Source organism: Citrobacter sp. Cu233 (assembly GCF_030332225.1).
GTDB lineage: Bacteria > Pseudomonadota > Gammaproteobacteria > Enterobacterales > Enterobacteriaceae > Citrobacter.
In genome coordinates, this window is the sequence record NZ_JAOWIF010000028.1 from 357,985 (window position 1) to 382,858 (window position 24,874).

18 protein-coding genes are annotated in these 24,874 nt (G+C 51.8%); 2 read left to right on the plus strand and 16 right to left on the minus strand.

The genetic code is table 11. The features are described 5' to 3' along the window. Positions 1-137: 137 nt before the first annotated feature. From mukB to cmoM, 4 genes are read right to left on the minus strand one after another with little or no spacing between them, the layout of a single operon-like run. Positions 138-4,598, minus strand: coding sequence for a chromosome partition protein MukB (mukB, locus tag OGX95_RS02530; RefSeq protein WP_286628206.1), 4,461 nt, complete (start codon positions 4,596-4,598; stop codon positions 138-140). Continuing rightward, on the minus strand, positions 4,598-5,302 hold the full coding sequence (gene mukE / locus OGX95_RS02535) for a chromosome partition protein MukE (RefSeq protein ID WP_286628207.1): 705 nt from the start codon (positions 5,300-5,302) through the stop codon (positions 4,598-4,600). The genes mukB and mukE overlap by 1 nt, the downstream gene beginning before the upstream one ends. Then, positions 5,283-6,605 (minus strand): chromosome partition protein MukF, encoded by a 1,323-nt coding sequence (mukF, locus tag OGX95_RS02540; protein WP_286628208.1) that lies wholly within the window; start codon positions 6,603-6,605, stop codon positions 5,283-5,285. The genes mukE and mukF overlap by 20 nt, the downstream gene beginning before the upstream one ends. A 3-nt stretch (positions 6,606-6,608) precedes the next feature. After that, on the minus strand, positions 6,609-7,388 hold the full coding sequence (gene cmoM, locus OGX95_RS02545; protein ID WP_040231810.1) for a tRNA uridine 5-oxyacetic acid(34) methyltransferase CmoM: 780 nt from the start codon (positions 7,386-7,388) through the stop codon (positions 6,609-6,611). Positions 7,389-7,523: 135 nt separating this feature from the next. On the opposite strand from cmoM, the gene elyC reads away from it, so the two are divergent. Then, a complete protein-coding gene (gene elyC, locus OGX95_RS02550; RefSeq protein ID WP_286628209.1) occupies positions 7,524-8,303 on the plus strand; it encodes an envelope biogenesis factor ElyC in 780 nt (259 codons plus the stop codon). On the opposite strand, the gene OGX95_RS02555 is transcribed toward elyC, so the two are convergent. The 12 genes from OGX95_RS02555 to serC form a co-directional block, all read right to left on the minus strand. Next, a complete protein-coding gene (locus OGX95_RS02555) occupies positions 8,280-9,173 on the minus strand; it encodes a YcbJ family phosphotransferase (RefSeq protein WP_137382824.1) in 894 nt (297 codons plus the stop codon). The genes elyC and OGX95_RS02555 overlap by 24 nt on opposite strands. 217 nt (positions 9,174-9,390) lie before the next feature. Then, positions 9,391-10,137 carry a 3-deoxy-manno-octulosonate cytidylyltransferase gene (gene kdsB, locus OGX95_RS02560; RefSeq protein ID WP_286628210.1) on the minus strand — a complete coding sequence of 249 codons (747 nt, stop codon included), beginning with the start codon at positions 10,135-10,137 and terminating at the stop codon, positions 9,391-9,393. Continuing rightward, positions 10,134-10,316 (minus strand): protein YcaR, encoded by a 183-nt coding sequence (ycaR, locus tag OGX95_RS02565; protein WP_003035793.1) that lies wholly within the window; start codon positions 10,314-10,316, stop codon positions 10,134-10,136. Before ycaR ends, kdsB begins: the two co-directional genes overlap by 4 nt. Before the next feature lie 51 nt (positions 10,317-10,367). Further along, on the minus strand, positions 10,368-11,600 hold the full coding sequence (locus tag OGX95_RS02570; protein ID WP_286628211.1) for a winged helix-turn-helix domain-containing protein: 1,233 nt from the start codon (positions 11,598-11,600) through the stop codon (positions 10,368-10,370). Between the two features lie 41 nt (positions 11,601-11,641). Further along, positions 11,642-12,619 carry a tetraacyldisaccharide 4'-kinase gene (gene lpxK, locus OGX95_RS02575; protein ID WP_286628212.1) on the minus strand — a complete coding sequence of 326 codons (978 nt, stop codon included), beginning with the start codon at positions 12,617-12,619 and terminating at the stop codon, positions 11,642-11,644. Beyond that, a complete protein-coding gene (msbA, locus tag OGX95_RS02580) occupies positions 12,616-14,364 on the minus strand; it encodes a lipid A ABC transporter ATP-binding protein/permease MsbA (protein ID WP_040231807.1) in 1,749 nt (582 codons plus the stop codon). The genes lpxK and msbA overlap by 4 nt, the downstream gene beginning before the upstream one ends. Before the next feature lie 36 nt (positions 14,365-14,400). Beyond that, positions 14,401-16,665, minus strand: a complete 2,265-nt coding sequence (locus tag OGX95_RS02585; protein WP_286628213.1) for a ComEC family protein — start codon at positions 16,663-16,665, stop codon at positions 14,401-14,403. 206 nt (positions 16,666-16,871) lie between these two features. Continuing rightward, positions 16,872-17,156: an integration host factor subunit beta gene (gene ihfB / locus OGX95_RS02590; protein WP_003035780.1), complete on the minus strand. Its 285-nt coding sequence runs from the start codon at positions 17,154-17,156 to the stop codon at positions 16,872-16,874. A 159-nt stretch (positions 17,157-17,315) separates the two neighbouring features. Next, a complete protein-coding gene (gene rpsA, locus OGX95_RS02595) occupies positions 17,316-18,989 on the minus strand; it encodes a 30S ribosomal protein S1 (protein WP_003035776.1) in 1,674 nt (557 codons plus the stop codon). Between the two features lie 113 nt (positions 18,990-19,102). After that, complete coding sequence (gene cmk / locus OGX95_RS02600) at positions 19,103-19,786, minus strand: (d)CMP kinase (RefSeq protein ID WP_045441261.1); 684 nt, start codon at positions 19,784-19,786, stop codon at positions 19,103-19,105. A 171-nt stretch (positions 19,787-19,957) separates the two neighbouring features. After that, positions 19,958-21,241, minus strand: coding sequence for a 3-phosphoshikimate 1-carboxyvinyltransferase (aroA, locus tag OGX95_RS02605; RefSeq protein WP_286628214.1), 1,284 nt, complete (start codon positions 21,239-21,241; stop codon positions 19,958-19,960). A 69-nt stretch (positions 21,242-21,310) separates the two neighbouring features. After that, a complete protein-coding gene (gene serC / locus OGX95_RS02610; RefSeq protein WP_286628215.1) occupies positions 21,311-22,399 on the minus strand; it encodes a 3-phosphoserine/phosphohydroxythreonine transaminase in 1,089 nt (362 codons plus the stop codon). A 447-nt stretch (positions 22,400-22,846) separates the two neighbouring features. On the opposite strand from serC, the gene ycaO reads away from it, so the two are divergent. Then, the gene (ycaO, locus tag OGX95_RS02615; RefSeq protein ID WP_286628216.1) at positions 22,847-24,607 is read left to right on the plus strand and encodes a 30S ribosomal protein S12 methylthiotransferase accessory factor YcaO; all 1,761 of its coding nucleotides are present in this window, start codon (positions 22,847-22,849) and stop codon (positions 24,605-24,607) included. Positions 24,608-24,874: the final 267 nt, after the last annotated feature.

The window sequence follows — 24,874 nt, forward strand, 5'->3', positions numbered from 1 at the left end:
ACGCGTCAGGCTTACCTTCAGTATATAAACATCAAATCGTTTTTGCCTAACCTAATGTAAAGAAGTCTAAAGAAATTACACCAGGTATCATGTGCATATCGGAAAAGAAAAAGGCGGCTTTAGCGCCGCCTTTTTACTTAGCTTGCCTGCGAAGAGGCATCATCTATCCCCGGCAACGGCTCAGGTAACTGAGGGGCAAAACCACGCAGCCCCACCACATGAACGTGTTCGGTATTCTGGAAGACTTTACGCACCAGTTTGTAGGTTGTGCCTTTCTCCGGGCTGATGTTTTCCGGCGCTGCAATAATCAGCTGCATCTGCAAACGCTCGCACAGTTCAAACAGGGTTGCGATGGAGCGGGCATCAAGTCGTGCGGCTTCATCAAGGAACAACAGGCGGCATGGCGAGATATCTTTCCCACGCAGTCTGCGACCTTCATCTTCCCAGCTTTGTACAACCATCACGAGGATCGACATCCCGGTTCCGATCGCTTCCCCCGTGGACAACGCGCCCGATTCGGCACGTAGCCAACCGTCAGAACCACGGTTAACCTCAACTTCCATTTCCAGGTAGTTGCGGTAATCCAGCAGTTCTTCACCAATGGTTTGTGGCGTACGCTGTCCCATATCGATCTGCGGATTAAGACGCTGATACAGCTTTGCCAGCGCTTCAGAGAAGGTCAAACGGTTACTGTTAAACAGATCCTGATGCTGTTCATGCTGCTCGGACAGGACATTCAACAAAGTAGCGTGCGTTTCTCGCACGTTTACGTTCAGACGAACGCTGTTTACCTGACCAAACGACACGCTTTGCAGACCCTGGTTCAACATACGAATACGGTTCTGCTCACGCTGGATAGTCTTACGGATGATGTTCGCCACGCTTCGCGAGCTAATAGCCAGCTTCTGCTCACGCGAGGTTAACTCTTCCGTCAGACGGCTCAATTCAATTTCCATCTGCTCGATGGCTTCCACCGGATCGTCGGTACGAATAATATCCTGACGAATACGTTCGCGCAGATGCTGGTAGACCGCCACGAAGAACTGGATTTTACGTTCTGGTCGCTTCGGATCTTCAGACATGCGCAATACGTCACGCAAGTGTTCGTTATCCGCCACCGCCAGACGCAGTGCACCGAGCGCCTTATCCGACATCGAACGCAGCTCATCACCAGAAAGATAAGCCAGCTCACGACGGTGCAGGCGACGTTCAACGCCGTTGTCTTTTACCATCCGCATCACAGCACACCAGCCGGCTTTCGCGGTCACCACTTGCTCACGCATTTCATGGTAATCGCGCTCAAGCTTGCGCAATCTGCGGGTCAGATTTTCCATCTCGGCTTCGCAGAAGGTTAGCGCTTTTTCCAGTTGATTACGGCGAGCGCGGTTATTACTGAGCTGCGCATGCAGTTCATCACGACGAATACGCGCACGTTCTTCTGCGCCGCTATCAGCACGAACGCCGATATCCTGCAGTTCGCGTTGTAAATCGTTCAGCAGCTCTTTCTTGGTGTCATAAGAGCTTTTCAGCGAGGCCATAACCTGATTGTACTGGCTCAACTGCGCGGCATGGCTGCGCAAAGCTTCGCGAGCACGGGTACGTTCAGCCTCCGCGTGCTCCAGACGCTCACGCAGTTTCTCATTCAGATCGCTGTTACCGCTGAGCATTTCGGCGGAGTCGGAATAACTAAAATGCGCCCGACGCTGAACGACTTCAGTTAGTGCAAAGGCCTGCTGACGCGCATCACGCTGCATCTGCTGAGAATATGCGTAGTCTTCTTTCAGCTGCTCAAACTGCTCTGGGTCATTTTGCAGAACGGAAACCATCGGTTCCAGTTTGGCCAGCTGATTACCATGTTGTTGAATAAAACGCGCCGCTTCCTGAGCTTCATCCAGGCGTTCGCGAATTTCGTCCACGCGATCGGCTAATGTGTCATCCGCCAGCAAATTTAAACGCGGCAGCAGACGGTTCAGTGCAGAAACACCTTCTTTCGCTTGTTCAAACTGCGTACGGCTTTGCTGGTTATCATTTTCATGGTTGGTGAGCGCACGTTCGAGTTCAACGCGACGGCTGTTCAATTGACGAATTTCAGCTTCTGGATCGGCCCCAAACGCTACCGACAGATGGCTGCCGATAAAGCGACTAAATGCCTGATGCAGACGCTGTGTTTTCTGTACGTCAAATGAAAGCGTCGCAAAACGTTCAGACAGCCCCTCACGCTCAGCGTGCAGCGTTTCGATACGGCTTTCACGCGCGGCACGACCAAAAATCGGCACCGTTGGGAAGCGGGAGTAACGCCACTGGCGCTCGGCGGTTTTCACCACCACCGCTTTTTCAAGTTCATCGACGCTGAAGACGCTGTCATCAAACGACTGCGGGTCCCCTTCGATGAAGTAGAGATCTTCAGGGCAATCCGTCAGCCCTTCAAGTTGCTCAGTAATGAGCGACAGATCCGGCACCACGATAGCATGTCGCGAAGGGCCATACAGTGCAGAGAAGTACGGCGCATCTTCGAGGCTAACATCGTCATAGATTTCAGACAGCAGCACGCCGCCGAAACGCTCCGCCAGTGCGTTCAGACGCTGATCTTCCGCCCCGCCCGGCTGGCTTAGACGCTCAATCTCTTCATCAACTGCATTTTTACGCGCGCCGACTTCATCGCGTTCAACAATGGCCTCACGCTCACGTTCCAGCAACTGTTGCAGATACTCCGTTACATCCTGGCTGGACGTAAATTCTTCACCGCACTGTTCGCTCAGTTGGTTCAGGCTATTTTGCGCAGCCAGCCAGACCGGAGCTCGTTGCATCAAATGCTGAATGCGGGATTGCAGTTGTTCCTGTTCCTGACGCAGCGCCATTCGCTGTTCGCTGGCAGACGATACGCTATCTGACAAGGCGGCAATACGCGCTTCCAGCTCCTGATGCAGAGCCTCAAGCTCATCGATATCGAAATGCTTACCCTGACGCTTACAAAATTCAGCCAGCAGACGCTCGGCTTCCTGCTGTTCGCGCAGACGCTGTTCCAGCTCGCTCAGACGCATGCGCAATGGCTGAACTTGTTCCGCCAGATGACGCTGTTCAACGCCTTCGCGCAGCAGCTCACGTGCGACGCCCCAGGCATCACCACGCGCCAATGGACCATTAATAGCCGCCACCAGCTGATAAGCCTGCTCGAACTGGCTGTGCGCAGTTTGCGCCACGCTCATTTTTTGTTCCAGCGTCAGCAACTTCTCGGTCGCTTCCTGCTCTTTGGCCTGGAAGGTTTCCAGCCATTCAGCGGCACTGTCTGCGGTAAGATCCGGTAAATGGCAAAGCGCTTTGGCTCGGCTCAGTGCCTGAATCGCCTGAGTATACTGGATGGCTCGCGTTTGCTGAACGTCCAGCGCTTGCTGGTAATCGGCCAACTGGCTTTTCAGCTCATCCACTTCCAGCTCGGCGGCTTCCGCACGGGCTTCATTTTCATCCTGACGATCGGCAGCTTCTGCCACGACTTCATTTTGTTCTTCGAGGCGAATCTGCAACTCTTCAAGATCCGCTTCGTAACGTTCAATCTTTTCCTGCTGACGCAGCGCAGTTTGCACCAGATTGAGGTGATCGCTTGCCGCCTGATAATCGGCTTCAAGATCGCCTTCCGCACCGTTATGCTCACCCAGCTCGCGCGCCATATCCACGTGCTTATACTGCTCAGCCGCTAACTGCTGGCGCGAAGTGTACAGTTCACGACGATATTCCAGCGCTTTGTCGAGATGAATACGACGTTCATTAGCGTGGCGCATATAATCTGCTGCCACATAGTTAGTCGCTTCGCTGATCAAATGCTTAAACAGGTCACGATCTGACTGGGTGACGCGAATGGCTTCCAGCGTCATGCGGTTTTCACGCAACGCCGCTTCCATATCCTGGAACGCTTTACGCACGCCGCTGTTTTCTGGCAGCAGGTAATCGCGCAGTGAGCGAGTAATGGCGCTGGAGATACCGCCGTACAATGAGGCTTCAATCAGGCGATAGAATTTACTACGGTCGGACGCAGAGCGCAGACGACGGGCAATGATGCCCAAATCGAACATCAACGAGTGATAATCGGTGATTGAGTTAAACTGCTTAAACTGCACACCTTCCATCTCATCAAGCTTCTCTTTCAGCTCTGCGAGAGACAGAACGCGAGCCTGGCGTTCGTTCAGGGTTTCCGTAACCAGTTGGGTTGGTTGCACCGACATCGGCAACCCCTGAATCGCAAACGGCTTGATGTCCACTTTACGATCGCGCCCGGCAACCTGCTGCAAACGCACGCCGACGACCACACGCTGATGGCGCGAGTTGAGCACATCAAGCATTGAGTAACAGACACCTGCTTTCAGCTTTCCGTGCAGACCTTTATCGCGTGAGCCGCTGGTTGCACCGGCTTCGGTGGTATTACGAAAATGCAGCAGGGTTAAATCCGGGATAAGCGCTGTAACGAATGCCGCCATGGTAGTGGATTTACCCGCCCCGTTCCCACCCGACAGCGTGGTAACCAGCTCATCAAGGTCAAACGTACGAGCAAAAAAACCATTCCAGTTAATCAGCGTAAGTGAGCGAAATTTACCGCGTTCAATCATTATTCTTCCTCTCCACTGTCCGGCTGATTATCTTCTGGCTCATCATTGAGCTGCAGGCGGTTCTCGACCGACATCGCCTCACCATCACGAATTAAGCGGCGCTGCGCTTCGCGTGGATCGTCGCCGCTGCGCACATCCGCGCCAAAGCGGAACACAGACTCCGTAATACGGAATTTGCTGCTGTCATGGCCCATAAACCACACCATGCCTAAACGGCGCAGGCGGTTAAGTGAAGAGCGCACCTTTTCCTGTAGTTTCTGGCGGTCAACGTCTGAACCGGTTGAACGGTTGTTCACTAGCTTCAGCAATTTGGCTTCATCAGCCAGCGTTAGCAGCTCGTCGTACAGTTCTTGCTGGGTAAAGATCCCTTCATTCGCCAGACGTTCCGGGCTGAGATAGAGATAGCAAAGAATTTTACCGACCATCATGTCCAGTTCAGACAAGACCGAGCGCGGAATAAGCGTGGTTGAACGCGGGCGTAGATAAAAGAACCCCTCCGGTGCACGAATCAATTCCACGTTATAGCGGCTGTAAAACTCTTCAAAATATTCCTGAAAGTCCATCAGGAAGGCATGATTATCCAGTTCATCCAGGCCGATATGGCGACCCGAACGTAAGGCGCTATCCAGCGCCGGAAATAACGGATTCGCCAGCGCCTGCGCCAGCTTGACCGGCATCACTTGTTCAATATTTGTCAATGACATGCGCCTGTACCTTGGCTCCGTAATCATTAATCGGCTGCCATTTGGCTGGCAGTCCGGTGAAGTCTGCTTGCGCTACGCCAAGACGTACCGCCTGATCGATAACAATACGCGCAACGTCGAAGTGACGCGCACGTGGGTATTGCGCCAGATACTCGCGCACGACCAATCCGAGATCCAGTGGCGTTTGTCTGGATTTATAGATAGCCAACTGTTCTTCGATAATTGCCGCCAGCTGTTCGCGGATCTCATTAAATTCTTCATATTCAAGATCGGCAGGCAACTCACCGGTGACTTCTTCATCACGCAGTACCATCTCTTCGTCACGCATATCCAGCAGACGATCGGCATTGGCATAGGTCAACGCCCACGGATCGTCAAAATAGCTCTGGACAGACTGGCGTAAACGCTGTGCAAAAACGCGATTTTTGTCCATATCAATAGCGGTACGGATAAACTTGTGCACGTGTCGATCGTAGCCGATCCACAAATCGATGGATTGCTGACCCCAACTGATAATACGGTCGAGCTTGCTTTGCAGGTCGAACACCAGCCTGTCGACGAAATGCAAATCGTCATGTGTCATCGTCGCGTCCTGAATGCGTAACAGGTTCGCCTGGAGCTTATCGCCTGCGGCTTCCAGCGTATCCTGCAGCTCACGCAGCGTACCAGACGTTTCAGACAACAGCATTTCACAGCTGGAAATTGCCGCCCGCCAGTCTTTGTTCAGCAACTGGGCGATATCGTCTTTTACCTGCTGCTGCTGCTCATCCATAATGCGCTGAGTCAAATCGATACTGTCGAAAATTTCCGCTACCGAATACTTCAATGGCGCATAGACGTTGCGGTGCCAGTGAAATTCATCACCACCTTCCGCGGCGGCATCTGCCGCGCGCTTCAGCTCACCAGCAACAATCGACAACTGCATCGACAAACGCAATGTAGAGAATTCGCGCTGGCGGATATAGTAATCCGTGATGCCGATCCCCAGCGGCGTTAAACGATAAATAGCGTTACCTTCCGCCTGCTCGCTGGTAAAGCGGTTCAGCAGACGTTGACGTACCATGTCGTTAATCGCGTTATTGGCGCGAACACCGATGGTTTCGCTGGTTTGCTCAAACGCATCACTCACATGGCGGAACGCATCCACCAGTTCGCCTTCGCTCATCTCACCGTCAAGTCGCTCACCGTTCAGCGTGGCTACCGCCAGCAGGAACGAAAGTCTGTCTACCGGCAGAGAGATGGAGAAGTCATTTTTTCTGGCCCAGGCAACCAGTTCGGGGACTGTCTGGGAAAATTCACTCATAGGTTATCCTTGCATCTGCGGTTTGCGCGCGGTGACATGAATATAGCGGCCAAGGCTAATATACGGCTCCTGGCGGCAATAGCGCGTTTCTAACTCAAGTAACATTTCATAACCGTCACGCTGTTGATGCTTATCTCGCAGATAATCATGAAACACGCGTACGCCTGTCTTACCGGTTATCTGCCAACCGATCTCTTCCAGCCACTGATAAACCTGTCCAGGTTCACGCGGATAGTCTGGTGAAAGCGTACGTTTTTTACGTTTTGGCATCCCAACCTGCACATAGTCAAAATTCCCTGCGACCATGTTGTGCATCAGCAGACCGTTAGCATTGTAGAACATTAACGATAGTGCGCCGCCGGGACGTAATACCGACCACAAGGTTTGCAGCACGCAAACCGGTTCGGCCACCCATTCCAGCACAGCATGAAACAATATCAGATCAACCGGGCTTTCCAAATGCGCAGCAACATCCTGAGCGGCGCATTGTATGAAATGCATGTTTCCGCTCACACCTTTTGCCTCTGCTGCCTGTTGCGCACGGGCGATCATCTCACCGGACAGATCGCATAATGTCACGAAGTGACCGCGCTCCGCCATTTTGATGGCCGTTTGCCCTTCGCCCCCCCCGGCATCCAGAATATGTAATTTCTGTTCACCGAGCGTGGGCAGTAAGCGATCCAAATCCTGCCAAAGAATAGCCTGTCTTAATTGACCTTTGGTGGTGCCGTAAATGTTACGGGAAAACTTCTCTGCAATGTCATCAAAATTGCGATCCCGCATCGGGCTCTCCACTGGCTGGCTTTAGGGCGACTAAGTAAAACCGCTATTTTGTCACACCCACGCCGAGAATGAACCTTCCTGGTGTAATATCGCTGCAGATCCCCTGCTGTATGGTTAAAAAAGGAACCAAAAAGGATGCTTTTTACGCTGAAGAAAGTGATTGGCGGTATGATGCTGCCACTTCCGTTGATGCTGCTTGTGATGGGCATAGGCCTGGGATTGATCTGGTTTAGCCGCTTTCAGAAAACGGGGAAAGTGTGTATCAGCCTGAGTTGGCTCGCACTTTTACTGCTCAGCCTGCAACCTGTCGCCGATCGCCTGCTGAAACCGCTTGAGGACAGTTATCCTACCTGGCAGAATACGCAAAAAGTGCACTATATCGTGGTGCTGGGTGGGGGGTACACCTGGAATCCGCAGTGGGCGCCGAGTTCTAACCTCATCAGTAATAGTCTTCCGCGTCTGAATGAAGGTATTCGTTTGTGGCGGGCGAATCCCGGATCAAAGCTGATTTTTACCGGCGCTGCCGCGAAAACCAATAACGTCAGCACGGCCGAAGTCGGTGCTCGCGTGGCGCAGTCGCTGGGCGTTCCCCGCAGCGAGATCATTACGCTGGATAAACCCAAAGATACCGAAGAAGAAGCGACTGCAGTAAAACAGACTATTGGCGATGCGCCGTTCCTGCTGGTGACATCCGCATCGCACTTGCCGCGTGCGATGATTTTCTTCCAGCAGGCTGGACTGCATCCTTTGCCAGCCCCCGCTAATCAACTGGCCATCGATTCACCGCTCAATCCGTGGGAGCGAGCAATTCCTTCACCTGTCTGGCTGATGCATAGCGATCGTGTTGGTTACGAAACGTTAGGGCGCATCTGGCAGTGGCTGAAGGGATCGTCAGGCGAGCCACGGCAGCAATGATTTTGTTGCAAGATCAAAATTGGAACGACTGAAACGCCCGGTATTGACCAGCTGCGCAACTTCATCCCACAACACATATAGCCAGCGCCGCCAGATAAATGATTCTGCCACCGGCGCACGTTGTAAATATTGCCACAACAGGCTTTCCGCCAGCGCATTGTCCATCAAGCGGAACAATTCATACTCTCTCGGTGCCCACAGCATTAAGCCAGGTCCCACCATTGCCAGAAGCTGATCGCTACGGGCATCTTTGAGCATACTGCGTAAGCTGAAATTACCGTGGATCAGTACGCAATTATCATTAAAGCCTTCAAACAAGGCGGGTAAGCATTCCCGGGTACGAAACAAAATCCGCTTGTCCTGCATCGTCAGTCCGGTGTTGTTGAACTGGTTTAACGTGCTCCATAGCACTTCAACACGCTGCCGATACCAGGATGGCCAGAGGTTCTCTTGCGTATTGTCCACTGCCCCCACACAGCCACGACTGTCCTGACGGTGCCACGATAACAAGCCTTCCACGATCTGATCTTTTAAATGCTCCCAGCGTTCCGGGGTTCGGGCAGGCGCTTCTACCGGCACACCGCGTAAACGCTCAAGCAACAGGACATCAGGGCCGGGATGCTCTTCGTGCGTTAAGACCCCATAAATGACTGGCATACGCACCGTCCCGCTGCGTGCCAGCATAGTGGTTTTCCATGCTAACTGCTGCGCCATCCCCGGTGTGGTGAAACTTCTCGCCATCAGTGGCATCGGATTTCCCTGGCTGTCATACAGTGACCACAGGGCCGTATCCACTTTTTCATTTACGCATTCAATACGACTGAGTTTTTCACCCAGCAGATGGCTGAGTTCGGCACGCAACTGTTCCATTTCAGATTGCCCTCATAAATGCTACTGCTTTCATAATGAGCGTCGTGCAGACAGATGTCACCCGGATGAGATCAATTGATGAAAAGAAAAGTGGAGGAAAAGCGTAACGATACGATACGCCTCCCAAAAATACGCGTCATACTTCAAGCTGCAGGTGAGTAAAGCCTCCTGCAACTTAAATTATTCAGCGTATCTTGATGGCGAATCGTGAGAAAAACTAACGCATCTCAGCGCGAACACGCTCAAGATCTTCAGCGGTATCAACCCCTGTGCCAGGAACTTCCTTAGCAACGGCGACGTGAATTTTTTCGCCGTACCACAGCACACGCAGTTGCTCCAGCATTTCAATATGCTCAAGCGGACTCGGCTGCCAGTTTACATAGCGGCGAATAAATCCGGCGCGATAACCGTAAATGCCCAGGTGACGCAGGAAGGTATTGCCCACCGTTTCGAGGCTTTTGGCAAAACGGTCGCGATCCCATGGGATCGTCGCACGGGAAAAATAGAGTGCATAGCCTTCGGCATCCAGCACAACTTTTACCGCATTCGGATTAAACGCTTCTTCCGCACTATGAATGGGGGCTGCCAGCGTCGCCATTCCAACCTGACGTTGCGCCAGATTTTCTGCCACCTGACGAATAATGACCGCAGGGATCATCGGCTCATCACCCTGTACGTTCACGATAACAGTATCATCGCTAAAACCACATTTCTCGACAACTTCCGCCAGGCGCTCCGTACCAGACTGGTGATCGGCACGTGTCATGCACACTTCGCCACCCACCGCTTCTACCGCACGAGCGACATCTTCATGATCGGTGGCAACAATAATACGCTCAGCGCCAGATTCACGCGCACGCTCCAGCACATGCACAATCATGGGCTTGCCGTTGATATCCAGCAGCGGCTTACCCGGCAAACGTGTGGACGCATAACGCGCAGGAATAATGACCACAAAACTCATGATTTACTCTCATCAGCGGTCAGAACGCGGGCTTCGGTTTCCAGCAAAACGGGAATACCATCGCGCAGTGGGAAAGCAAGGTTATCCAGTTTACAAATCAGTTCCTGTTTTTCCTGGTTAAACCAGAGTTTTCCATTGCATACCGGGCAGGCAATGATTTCAAGCAGACGATGATCCATAGTTCCTCCAGATGGACCGGATTGTGAATCCGTAAATATTAACATAATCAATTAAGAGGCTGGGTCTATTTCCCAACCGTGCCGAGAGTCAGCAAATAAACCGTCCGGGCAATTCCCCAATGTCACTCGCGTCGCCTGCTGCCAGCGAGCAAAATCACTGATGGCCTGGAGCAAACCTTTTTGCAGCATCCCCCCGGGCCTGACGCCATCCTGTAACCACAGTGAAATGACTTCCAGCACACCGGTTTTACGGTGCATTTTGGCATCTATACGTCCAACCAACTGGCCGCGATGCAGCAGAGGTAAGACAAAATAGCCATACTGACGTTTGGCCGCTGGCGTATAGCATTCCAGTCGGTAGCTAAAATCAAACAGCTGTTCAGCCCGTTTACGATCCCAGATCACCGGATCAAACGGGGATAAAACAGCGCTGTGAGTGGCAGTCAACTTTCCTGCTAACGCAAGTTCCAGTTGCGGCTGAAGGTTGCTATGCAGCCACAGGGTGCCCAGCCCTTCTACATCAACAGGAATTATATGTCGCTGTTCCCTTCGCATATCGCACCAGTTTTTTAACGCCGGACGCTTCAGTCGATAGTAGTCCGCCAACCACTGCTCACGGAAAATACCCAAACTACGAGCGCTATTATCCAGCATCACAATTTCGGCTTCATCCTGCGACAGCCGGTCACGCTCGTCATCCCAATGAGGCATGACGCGATGCGTTAAATCATACACTCGCTGAAAATTACGCCGTTCCACCACCATCACTTTCCCGGATGTAAAAAGCCCTTCCAGATGCCGCTTTTGTGGTTTCCATTCCCACCAGCCGCTGGCGCCCTTACGTGGATGCTCAAAATCGGCTGAACGTACCGGCCCGTTATGCTGGATATGCTGTAACAGCTGCTCAATCTCATGCGCATGTTCTTTCATCCACGCCGCTTTGTATTTCCAACCCATTTTTTCCGGAGCCAACATACGATGGCGTATCAGCATAAAGTCGCTGCGCGGTAAAAAACAGGCTTCATGCGCCCAGTACTCCATCAGTTCGCCCTGCCGTAAGGAGTCATCGAGCCATTGGGGGGAATAGTCGCCCAAACGGCTAAACAGCACCAGATAGGGACTGCGCGCGACAATGTTGATGGTATCGATTTGCAATAAGGACATGCGAGAAATGGTCGCCAGAATATCCGCCGGCGTTGCCCGACGACGTGTTTTTTTCAGCAGACCCTGTGCAGCAAGGTGAAGATGACGGGCATCCATCAAAGAAAGGTGCGGCAACGACATTTATGGCCTCATAAATGATTCGCTGCCGCAGCTTGAATCTGTTAGCGAGTCAGCGAGATTAAGCTATCCAGCAACACATCAGGTCGTTCGCCTGACAGATGTGCGTCAACGGGTAAATACCACCAGTTATCATCGGCAAATGCGCGGCATTTCACGGCATCTTTTTCCGTCATCACCAGCGTTTGTCCTGCGGCTACCAACGCACTGACGTCACTGTAGGTCAGAGACTGATGGTCCGCCAGTGCGACACATTTTTGTGGCCTGGCGCCACATGCCTCAAGCGTGGCAAAAAAACGTGGTGGATGGCCGATACCCGCCATGGCGACGATATCAGGCAGTTGCGCGACATCGCGGCGTTCACCGGTACGTAAATTAACGGCCAGCCCCGGCTCAAGATGCATGGGAATTTCACCCGGTCGCGCAACGCCGCCATTAACGATCGTGGCATCCACCGATTTCAGCCGACCAGCACGTTCACGCATTGGACCCGCAGGAAGCCACCAGCCGTTACCAAACCGACGCACACCGTCAATCACCACGATTTCAACATCACGTGCCAGACGATAGTGCTGTAACCCATCGTCCGTCACAATAATCTGCACGTCATGATGAGCAAGGATCGCTTTTACCGCATCCGATCTTACCGGAGAAACCGCTACGGGTACGCCAGTACGCTGAAAGATAAGCACAGGCTCATCACCCGCTTCTGCGGTAGTGGTGTCTGCCGTTAGCAATAGCGGATAAGTCGCGGCTTTCCCGCCATAACCGCGAGACACCACCCCCACACGAATACCGCGTTGCTGCAACCGTTCAACCAGCCAGATGACTACCGGTGTTTTACCATTGCCGCCTGCGGTAAGATTACCGACCACCACCACCGGGACTGGCGCGCGCCACGCACGTTTAAGCCCAAGCTTGTAGCATAGACGGATCCCTCCACTCACCAGGCCATACAGCCAGGAAAGTGGCAGCAATAATCGCCATAACGGCGATTCACCGGACCAGATACGTGCGATCATTGACCAAATTGCATTTTATGTAATTGCGCATAAACCCCACGCTGCTCAAGCAGTTCGCTATGGGTTCCGCGCTCAACAATCAGCCCGTCTTCCACCACGATGATCTCGTCCGCCTGTTCAATGGTAGAAAGACGGTGAGCAATGACCAGAGAGGTACGGTTTTTCTGTAACTCATCAAGTGCAGACTGAATCGCGCGTTCGGATTCGGTATCCAGCGCCGACGTAGCCTCATCGAGGATCAGGATCGGACTGTCGCGCAGCAAGGCGCGAGCGATGGCGATACGCTGGCGCTGACCACCTGAAAGCAGCACACCGTTTTCGCCAATCACCGTATCCAGACCATCATCCATCTTGTTGATGAAATCCATGGCGTAGGCCATCTGTGCAGCTTTTTCGATCTGCTCACGGCTATACATATCGGTACGCGCGTAGGCGATATTGTTGGCAACCGTATCGTTGAACAGGTGAACGTTCTGCGATACCAGGGCCACCTGATCGCGCAGAGATGACAGGGTATATTCACGCAGGTCGTGCCCATCCATCAGAATCTGCCCTTCATCGATATCGTAGAAGCGCGTGATCAGGCTGGCAATAGTGGATTTACCAGAACCAGAACGTCCAACCAGGGCAACGGTTTTGCCCGCCGGGATATTCAGGTTGATATTACGTAACGCGGGAATGTCACGGCCCGGGTAGGTAAAGGTCACATTACGGAACTCCAGATCGCCGGAAGCGCGCTCAATGACGCGTTTACCCTCATCTTTCTCTTGTTCGCTATCCAGAATCGTAAATAAGGTCTGGCATGCCGCCATACCGCGCTGGAACTGTGCATTGACGTTAGTCAGTGACTTCAGCGGACGCATCAGGGCGATCATTGAAGAGAAGACAACTGTAATTGTCCCCGCCGTCAGGTTTTCCATCACGCTTGGGAAACTGGCCGCATATAACACGAAGGCCAAAGCCAGAGAAGCGATCAACTGGATGATAGGATCGGAGATAGAAGAGGCAGAAACCATCTTCATACCCTGCAAACGCATCTTGTTGCTGACTTTATCAAAACGCTTGGTTTCAACTTCCTGACCACCAAAAATCAACACTTCTTTGTGGCCTTTCAGCATCTGCTCTGCACTGGTGGTAACCTGCCCCATGGTGTTTTGCATATTTTTACTGATGCTACGAAAACGCCTGGAGACCACGCGAATGGCCACCGACACGATAGGCGCCAGCACAATCAGGATCAATGACAGTTGCCAACTGTAGTAGAACATCATGATAAACAGGCCAATAATTGAGGCCCCTTCACGTACCACAGTGATCAATGCGCCGGAAGACGAAGACGCGACCTGCTCTGAATCATAGGTAATACGAGACAGCAGCGTACCGGTAGACTGTTTATCAAAAAAGGCGACGGGCATGCCCATCATATGACCGAACAAGCGGCGGCGCATGGTCATGACCACTTTGCCTGACACCCATGAAATACAGTAGCTGGAGACATAGCTCGTAATACCACGAACTATCATCAGCCCAATGACCACCAGCGGCATCCACAGCAGCACAGAGCGATCAGTTTTACCAAAACCATCATCCAGTAATGGTTTGAGGAGCGATAACATGAAGGTATCGCTGGCCGCGTTAAGGACTAACGCTATACCCGCCACGATCAGACCCGATTTAAAAGGCGCTATGGTTGGCCATAGTCGGCGAAACGTCTGCCACGTAGAGAGATCTTTATCGTTATGCATTCAAAAAACCAGCATTTGTTAGAATAGCCGCATATTCTACCCGTTATCCTCCAACACGCCAAACCACTGATGATACCAACGGGGTAAAATCTGATCCCGTAAGCTGCGTATTCGCCAACTTTTCTGATAAACATCCAGCGTGATTTGACCCTGGTGGGCTGTGTCCAGCCACTGATAATTTTGTTGCCGGTAACGCTGTCGGACTTTCCATGACGGTAGACGCCAGGCATTGTAGCGGGATGCAGAGGCTATTGCGGCCTGTCCGCCAATGCGTTGAATCAGCGCCAGTGAGGATGAAGTGTTACTACCATGGTGTGGAACCTGCACAAACGTAGCCTGCAGATGCTGCCAGTAGTGACTTAGCATTTTCTGTTCAGCGGGGGATTCAATATCACCTGTCAGAAGAATACTCTGATGTCCGTCATCCACTTTTACCACACAGGAATGGTTATTCCCCTGCTCTTTATTTCCACTCACTGGCCAATGTGCGCTAAATGTTAACCCCTGCCACTGCCAGCGCTCCCCGCGAAAACAAGGGAGATGGCCTTTCCAGCCCAACGGACTTCTAATCCACAGCGACGGCCAGGCTTGCTGTAGTGATTGCAACCCTCCCCGATGATCCAAATGTTCGTGGCTTAGAATTACCCCTTGCGGTTCCAGGTTGTGCCAGCGTAGCCAGGGAATGATCAACTGCTGCGCACTATCGCCCTCGGGCCAGGCCAACCCGGTATCATAGAGAATCGCTTTGCCATTACGGGCAATCACCATTGCCAGCCCCTGCCCTACATCCAGCATATGTACCTGCCACAAATCAGCGCGGGGTGTTCTCCAGAACGGTCCACTCAATAACAAAAGCCCGGTAAAACAGGCAACCGGTAGCGTTTTCCAGGCATTGAATCGCCATGCAATAAGCATCAGCCATGGGGACAGCGCAAGCCATTGCCAACGTCCATCAATGTTGATCCATCCTTCCGGTAAACTATTGAGTCCCCAAAATAACAATGCCAGAGAACGGTCAGCGAAATACCACAGCCCCGCCTCAATCATCACCTGACCGGTTAAATGCACGACCATTCCCGCTAATATCAGGGGAACTGAAACAAATGTGACCAGCGGTACCGCAAATAAATTGGCCAGGAATGAGGTCAGGCTAATACCATGAAATAATGCGATTTGAACAGGCAGAAGCAGCACCGTGATACCCAACTGAAGATGAGCAAGCGCCAGTACTGCGCGCCCGATACGCGGGAGTGGCCAGTACGGCATCGGCATCCACTGATACCAGAATATCAGCGCCGCTACGGCGAAAGCAGACAACCACAGGCTTTGTGAAAGCACCGCGACCGGATCCACGACCACAATTGCTGCCAGGCAGGTAATCCAGACCGCCCATCCACTCCACTGCCTGCCGCTTAGTTTTAGTCCCCCCCATACCATTAGCGCGGTGACCGTGCGTAATGCCGGTGGTTGCAGCCCCGTCAGCCAGGCATAAAATGCAGCGCATAGCACGCCCCCGACTAGCGGAGCCTGCCAGCAGATCCAGCGTGCCGGCATTAAAAATTGTCCACCACGTATCAGTCCGCCAGCGAGGAGAGCGGCAAAAGCAATATGCAGCCCGGAAATGGCCATCAAATGTGCTGTTCCGGTATCACGCATTATATTTTTTACCGCCTGCGATACAGACACACGTTCCCCCATCCCCAGCCCCAGTATGACTTGCTGCCAGGGATAGGCGGCAAGTGTGGTATTTAGCGAGGAGAGATAACGTGCACGCAGACTGCATTGCGGCGTAATCACTGAGGCCTGCAGAAAACGCCCCGTCAGCGACTGATGCTGTGCCAAGGCATAGCGCTGGCTATCAAATCCACCTTCATTCAGTTGCCCATGCACAGCGCGAACTTTCAACGTCATCGCCCATGTCTGACCTGCGCAAACATCACCGGGTAAGTACTGCCCATACAGTACGATGCCAACAGCAGGAAATATCCGTCTCCCCTGAAGGTGTGTAATCTGACCGTAGTGCGTGGTCATATTGTCAGTCCCGGTTATTTGAACAATAGCCTGCTGCGTTTTGGCCGGGAGCGTATCGCCAGCCCAGATAACCTCTTTCGCTGCCAGTATTCCCCACAGGAAAAACAGCAGGACTAATCCGGCGTAATGCATATATCGATGAGGAATGAGACAAAGCAGACATGCCAGGCCAAATACAAGGCTGACACACAGCATGTCAGGTAATACGGGTAATATCGTCAGCGGGAGAATGCCGCATAACGCACACGTACTGATTGTTGTTATTTTCATATGACACCTCCCTGTGACAGGGAGTGTGCAGGACAACTCAGCAGATGTCTGGCAACCATTTACCGGTAAACGAGGAGCATTCCGCTGTTATTTAACTGCAGATGTAACATACAAAGAAGTTGGGAGAGGGATCCCTGCACAGAGAGGTAAAAATGAAAAAAGCACCCATACAGGTGCTTTTCTCGGGGCTAAGTCTTGCTGAGGACTTAACCGTAAATATTGGCGCGATCGCGCAGTTCTTTACCCGGCTTAAAGTGCGGAACATATTTACCTTCCAGATCCACTTTATCGCCAGTCTTCGGATTACGTCCGGTGCGTGGTGCGCGGTAATGCAAAGAAAAACTACCGAAACCGCGGATTTCAATACGCTCGCCCTGCGCAAGAGTCGAGGCCATATGTTCCAGCATCTCTTTTACTGCATCTTCAACCGCTTTCGCGGGAATATGAGGTTGCTGGGTTGCAAGTCTTTCAATCAATTCTGACTTGGTCATGATTCCTCCGGTTCCTTAAAGGCAAAATTAGCTGCTGCATTGATTAAGGGCGGCCGTAGCCGCCCTTTGTCATTGATTACAGGACGAATCCTGTAATCTGTCAAGCTACTCGTTACCCTTTGTGCTGTTAATAGCACAAAGGATTTGGAGCACTCGATATTACTCGCCTTTAGCTGCTTTGAAAGCTTCAGCCATTGCGTTGTTAGAGAAGTTTGCATCTTCCTGTTTGTTAACAGTTGCGATTGCATCTTTCTCATCAGCTTCGTCTTTAGCACGAACAGACAGGCTGATTGCACGGTTCTTACGATCAACGCCGGTGAATTTAGCTTCAACGTCGTCGCCTACGCTCAGAACCAGAGTTGCATCTTCAACGCGGTCGCGGGAAGCTTCAGAAGCGCGCAGGTAACCTTCAACACCGTCAGCCAGTTCTACGGTTGCGCCTTTAGCGTCAACTGCAGTGACTTTACCGTTTACGATTGCGCCTTTCTTGTTCAGTGCAACCCAGTTGTTGAACGGATCTTCTGCGAGCTGTTTAACGCCCAGAGAGATACGCTCACGTTCTGCATCAACCTGCAGAACAACTGCTGCGATTTCGTCGCCTTTTTTGTATTCACGTACTGCTTCTTCGCCTGCAACGTTCCAGGAGATGTCAGACAGGTGAACCAGGCCGTCGATGCCGCCGTCCAGGCCGATGAAGATACCGAAGTCAGTGATAGACTTGATTTTACCTTCAACACGGTCGCCCTTGTTGTGGGTTTCCGCGAACTGCTGCCATGGGTTGTTTTTGCACTGCTTCAGACCCAGGGAGATACGACGACGTTCTTCGTCGATATCCAGAACCATAACTTCCACTACATCGCCAACGTTAACAACTTTGGACGGATGGATGTTTTTGTTGGTCCAATCCATTTCGGAAACGTGAACCAGGCCTTCAACGCCTTCTTCGATTTCAACGAAGCAGCCGTAGTCGGTCAGGTTGGTCACGCGACCAGTCAGTTTGGTACCTTCCGGATAACGCTTAGCGATAGCTACCCATGGATCTTCGCCCAGCTGTTTCAGGCCCAGAGATACACGAGTACGTTCGCGGTCGAACTTCAGCACTTTAACAGTGATTTCGTCGCCAACGTTTACGATTTCGCTCGGATGCTTAACGCGTTTCCATGCCATGTCGGTGATGTGCAGCAGGCCGTCAACGCCACCCAGATCAACGAATGCACCGTAGTCAGTGAGGTTCTTAACGATACCTTTAACTTCCATGCCTTCCTGCAGGTTTTCCAGCAGCTGATCGCGTTCTGCGCTGTTTTCGGATTCGATAACGGCACGACGGGAAACAACAACGTTGTTACGCTTCTGATCCAGCTTGATTACTTTGAACTCAAGCTCTTTGCCTTCCAGGTGCAGCGTGTCGCGGACCGGACGAACGTCTACCAGGGAACCCGGCAGGAACGCGCGAATACCATTCAGCTCAACAGTGAAGCCACCCTTGACTTTGCCATTGATAACACCAGTAACGGTTGCAGCTTCTTCGTAAGCTTTTTCCAGCGTGATCCAAGCTTCGTGACGTTTGGCTTTTTCACGGGACAGCAGAGTTTCACCGAAGCCGTCTTCTACTGCATCCAGAGCAACGTCAACTTCGTCACCAACCTGGATTTCCAGCTCGCCCTGGGCGTTTTTGAACTGCTCTGCCGGAATGGCGGACTCAGATTTCAGACCGGCGTCAACCAGTACTACGTCTTTGTCGATAGCAACAACAACACCACGAACGATGGAACCCGGACGGGTTTCGATTTCTTTTAAGGATTCTTCAAACAGTTGAGCAAAAGATTCAGTCATGTTTAATCTTCAGGTTTCATATTTAACGTCCACCTGGCTCCATGCCGGATGGGGTTGTTTAACATACCCGCTGTCAATCCATTGCAACGGGGGTACTGCAAATTCGGTCGCACTTATGCGAGAGCCAGTTTTTGGCGCGCGTATTGTAACGCTTTTTCAATCACTTGCTCAATGCTTAATCGGGTTGAATCCAAAACTAAAGCATCAGCAGCGGGAACCAGCGGCGCTACAGCACGGTTGCGATCACGATCATCGCGTTCTTCGATCTCGGCCAAAAGGCGTTCAAAGTTAACACTAAAGCCCTTCTCCTGCAACTGTAGCATACGTCGATGCGCACGTTCTTGCGAGGAGGCGTCCAGAAAAATTTTTACTGGCGCATCAGGGAATACCACAGTGCCCATATCGCGTCCGTCAGCGATCAGGCCCGGTGCTTCGCGGAAGGCGCGCTGGCGCCGTAAAAGCGCTTCGCGCACACGGGGAAATGCAGCCACCTGGGATGCGGCATTTGCCACTTCCTGAGTGCGGATTTCACCACTGACATCTTCACCTTCCAGAATAACTTCCAGATTGCCGTCTGTTGAGATAAAACGCACATCCAGATGCGACGCAAGCGGTACCAGAGCATCTTCAGAAGCCACATCAACATGATGATGCAACGCCGCAAGCGCCAGTACACGGTAGATCGCGCCTGAATCTAACAGATGCCACTGCAATGCTTCCGCCATTGCCTTGCACAAGGTGCCTTTACCTGCACCACTTGGGCCATCAATGGTAATAACCGGGGCAATTGCCGTCATCTTTTTCTCCTTAAACAGGCATACGTTAACGTGAACGCCGCGCATTATACGCGCCAACGTCTACGAACGTTATCTTTGTGTGAAAAATACAGACTCATTGAAGCTGAGTGTAGAATAAATGGGCAATCGGAGATGACGGAATGTGCCGCACCCGAAGATGCGGCAATAAAGTCAGGCAGGTGTGCTGATACGGGCCAGTTGTTCGAAGTAATCCGGGAAGGTTTTCGCGGTACATTTCGGGTCAAGAATGGTAACGGGTGTGTCAGACAGCGCCACCAGCGAGAAACACATCGCCATACGGTGATCGTTATAGGTCGCAATATCCGCAAACCGCAGCTTAACCGGCGGAGTGATACGGATAAAATCATGCCCCTCTTCAACTTCCGCACCCACTTTCCGCAGCTCGGTTGCCATAGCAAACAGACGGTCAGTCTCTTTGACACGCCAGTTGTAAATGTTCCGTAAAGTCGTTGTGCCCTTTGCAAACAGCGCGGCGGTCGCAATGGTCATTGCCGCATCAGGAATATGATTCATATCCATATCAACAGCGTTCAACTCACCGCGAGTACAGGCAATAAAATCATCACCCCATGTCACGGTCGCGCCCATTTTTTCCAGCACATCGGCAAAGCGAATATCACCCTGCATGCTATGACGCCCAATTCCGGTAACCTTCACCGTACCGCCTTTGATCGCGCCGGCCGCGAGAAAATACGAGGCCGATGAAGCATCGCCTTCTACCAGATAGGCGCCCGGAGACTGGTACTGTTGGTTGCCCTGCACGACGAAACGTTGGTAGTTCTGGTTTTCAATGTCAACACCAAACGTTTTCATCAGGTTCAGTGTAATGTCAATGTACGGTTTTGACACAAGATCGCCTTTAATCGCGATTGTCGTATCCTGCGGCGCAAGCGGTGCCGTCATCAGCAGCGCGGTCAGGAACTGGCTGGAAACGCTGCCGTCAACGTCAACCTGCCCTCCGTTGAAGCCACCATGCAGACGTAAAGGCGGGTAATTCTCCTGCTCCAGATATTCAATTTTTGCCCCCCCCTGGCGCAGTGCGTCAACCAGGTGGCCAATCGGGCGCTCTTTCATACGTGGCTCGCCGGTCAGCACAATATCATTGCTGCCCAGGCACAGCGCAGCGGCCAGCGGGCGCATTGCGGTTCCGGCGTTACCGAGGAACAGCTCTACAGCGCCTTCGGCATGCAGTGGGCCACCATTCCCCGTAATTTCACAGCGGGTACGATCGGCCGAAAGGGTATAGTTAATCCCCAACGCATTCAGCGCATTCAGCATATGGCGGACATCATCACTGTCCAGCAGGTTTGTCAGGACAGTGGTGCCATTTGCTAGTGCAGCCAGCAGCAAAGCGCGGTTAGAAACACTTTTGGATCCAGGCAGATTGATGGTGCCATCCACCCGCGCAATGGGTTGTAACGTCAGGGATTCCATGAAACTCAACTCTCAAAAACAGACATAAAAACCCCACAGGCTGGCTGCGGGGATGAAAAGTACAGCAGATTAGCCGCGGCGACGCTCAAAATCGACCATGAAATCGGTCAGTGCTTTTACGCCTTCCAGCGGCATAGCGTTATAGATTGAAGCCCGCATTCCGCCAACCACACGGTGTCCCTTCAGTGCATGCAGGCCCGCAGCAAACGACTCTTCCAGGAAGAGTTTATCGAGCGCGTTGTCAGCCAACTGGAACGGTACGTTCATACGTGAACGGTTCGACTTCGCCACATCGTTGCGGTAGAAATCGCTGTTATCAATCACGCCGTACAGCAGTTCTGCTTTTTGCTGGTTAATTTTATCCATTGCACTGACGCCGCCCTGTTTTTTCAGCCATTTAAAGACCAGGCCTGACAGATACCAGGCAAAGGTCGGTGGCGTGTTAAACATGGAGTCGTTGTCATTCAGTACGGTATAGTCAAGTATCGACGGGCAAGACACGTGGGCTTTACCCAGTAAATCTTCACGTACGATGACAATGGTCAGCCCGGCAGGGCCAATATTTTTCTGCGCACCCGCGTAGATAACGCCATAGCGGCTAACATCAAGCGGCGCGGAAAGAATGGTAGAAGACAGATCCGCCGTGACCACCACATTGCTGGCAAAATTCGGCGTTTCATCAATCGCAATACCGTCGATGGTTTCGTTCGGGCAATAGTGCAGATACGCCGCGTTGTCAGAAAGCTGCCATTCGCTCATCGGCTTAACAGCGCGCAGGCCGTCAACGGTGACTTTGGCATCAATAACGTTTGGCGTGCAGTACTTTTTCGCTTCTTTAATCGCGCTGGCTGCCCAGTAACCGGCATCAACGTAATCTGCCGTCGTTTTATCACCCAGAATATTTAACGGGATACCCGCAAACTGTCCACGACCACCGCCATGACAGAACAACACTTTATAGTTGGAGGGGATATTGAGAAGATCGCGAAAATCCTGCTCTGCTTCCTCTGCAACCTGGATGAACTCTTTACCTCGGTGGCTAATTTCCATCACCGACGTGCCAAGACCGTTCCAGTCACAAAGATCCTGTTGAGCCAGTTTAAGTACTTCCGCCGGAAGCATTGCCGGACCTGAACTAAAATTGAAGACCTGAGCCATTTCCCCTCACCACGTTGTGTTGTTATCCAATCAACATCCTGTCGTTTACGATAATTCCTGTGACAGACATTGGGTATAAGTTATTCCTGTGGATATCGGTTTTATCATTCAGTGACACGCGCCGCAATGGGTAAAACTGGTCAGGGCAAAAATGAGCGATGCGTCACACAACAGAATCTATCGGATTGACGGATAAAAACCGAGATTTTCGCTATCAGGAGGCGCATTTTGCCCAGCCGACCTTCGACCATTCTGGTTTTGCCTCGCGCAGAGATATATTAAAGAAAGAAGCCCCCCTTCCCTTCAGCAGATAGTCCGCGAACATTCGACTGCATACGCCACGGTGTGAATCAAATGCTTTATTTACGCTGAGGCTCCGGCGGCGATAGCGCCATTCATTGAAAACCCGTATCATTGCGCGCTTTCCGTACGACAAAAGTGATTTTCATGACGCAAACATTTATCCCCGGCAAAGATGCCGCACTGGAAGATTCCATCGCTCGCTTCCAGCAAAAATTACTCGACCTCGGTTTTCAAATTGAAGAAGCCTCATGGTTGAATCCCGTTCCTAACGTCTGGTCTGTACATATTCGCGACAAAGAATGCGCGCTGTGCTTTACCAACGGTAAAGGTGCGACTAAAAAAGCGGCACTGGCCTCCGCACTGGGCGAATATTTTGAGCGTCTGTCCACGAATTACTTCTTTGCGGATTTCTGGCTGGGCGAAACCATCGCTAACGGCCCGTTCGTACATTACCCGAACGAAAAATGGTTCCCACTGACTGAAGATGATGACGTACCTGAAGGTTTGCTGGATGTGCGTCTGCGTGCATTCTACGATCCAGACAATGAACTGACCGGTAGCATGCTTATCGATCTGCAATCCGGCAATGAAGAACGCGGCGTTTGTGGCCTGCCGTTTACCCGTCAGTCAGATAATCAGACCGTTTACATTCCGATGAACATTATCGGTAACCTGTACGTATCTAACGGTATGTCTGCGGGTAACACACCGAATGAAGCCCGCGTTCAGGGGCTGTCTGAAGTTTTTGAGCGCTATGTGAAGAACCGCATTATCGCGGAAAGCATCAGCCTGCCGGAAATTCCGGCCGAAGTGATGTCGCGTTACCCGGCAGTCGTTGAATCCATTGCAAAGCTGGAAGCCGAAGGATTCCCAATATTCGCGTACGACGGTTCGCTGGGTGGCAAATACCCGGTTATCTGCGTGGTACTGTTCAACCCGGCTAACGGTACCTGTTTTGCCTCTTTCGGTGCGCACCCGGATTTCGGTGTTGCACTGGAGCGTACCGTCACTGAACTGTTGCAGGGCCGTGGTCTGAAAGATCTTGATGTCTTCACTCCCCCAACCTTCGACGATGAAGAAGTGGCTGAGCACACTAACCTCGAAACGCACTTCATCGATTCCAGCGGTCTGATCTCCTGGGATCTGTTCAAGCAGGATGCCGATTACCCGTTCGTTGACTGGAATTTCTCCGGTACAACGGAAGAAGAGTTTGCAACCCTGATGGCCATCTTCAAAGCGGAAGATAAAGAAGTCTACATCGCCGACTACGAGCACCTGAGCGTTTACGCTTGCCGCATTATCGTCCCGGGTATGTCTGACATCTACCCAGCAGAAGATTTGTGGTTAGCCAACAACAGTATGGGAGCGCACCTGCGTGATACCATTCTCTCTCTGCCAGGCAGCGAATGGGAAAAAGAAGACTACCTCAACCTGCTCGCACAGCTGGATGAAGAAGGGTTCGACGATTTCACTCGCGTACGTGAACTGCTGGGTTTGGCGACCGGAGCGGATAATGGCTGGTATACCCTGCGCATTGGCGAGCTCAAAGTAATGCTGGCTCTGGCGGGTGGTGACCTTGAGCAGGCACTGATCTGGACGGAATGGACGATGGAATTTAACGCATCCGTCTTTAGTGCTGAACGCGCAAACTATTACCGCTGCCTGCAAACCCTGCTGCTGCTGTCACAGGAAGAGGACCGCCAGCCGCTGCAGTATCTTAACGCATTTGTTCGTATGTACGGTGCAGAGGCAGTTGAAGCAGCAAGTGCAGCAATGAGCGGAGAAGCGCCATTCTATGGATTACAAACGGTTGATAGCGATCTGCAGGCTTTCCCGGCACATCAGTCTCTGCTGAAAGCCTATGAGAAGCTACAACGTGCGAAAGCAACGCACTGGTCAAAATAGTGGCAAACAGCCTGTGTTGAGTAGGCTAAACGTATTGTCTGGGCTATATTACGGGGCGCTTTAAGCGCCCTGTTTTTTTATTTTTGTTTACTCAGAAATAAATGTAAAAGCAAGGTTAAATATTAGTAGTTGATATTAAAAATTTTAGTTTATTAATGTCGCTATTTATCTCAATTACTCCATTTTAATTAACCGTCCGACTGGAGGCATAAAGAAAAAATTCAACTCACTTTATAATTTTTAAAATTTATTTTTATATGGATAATC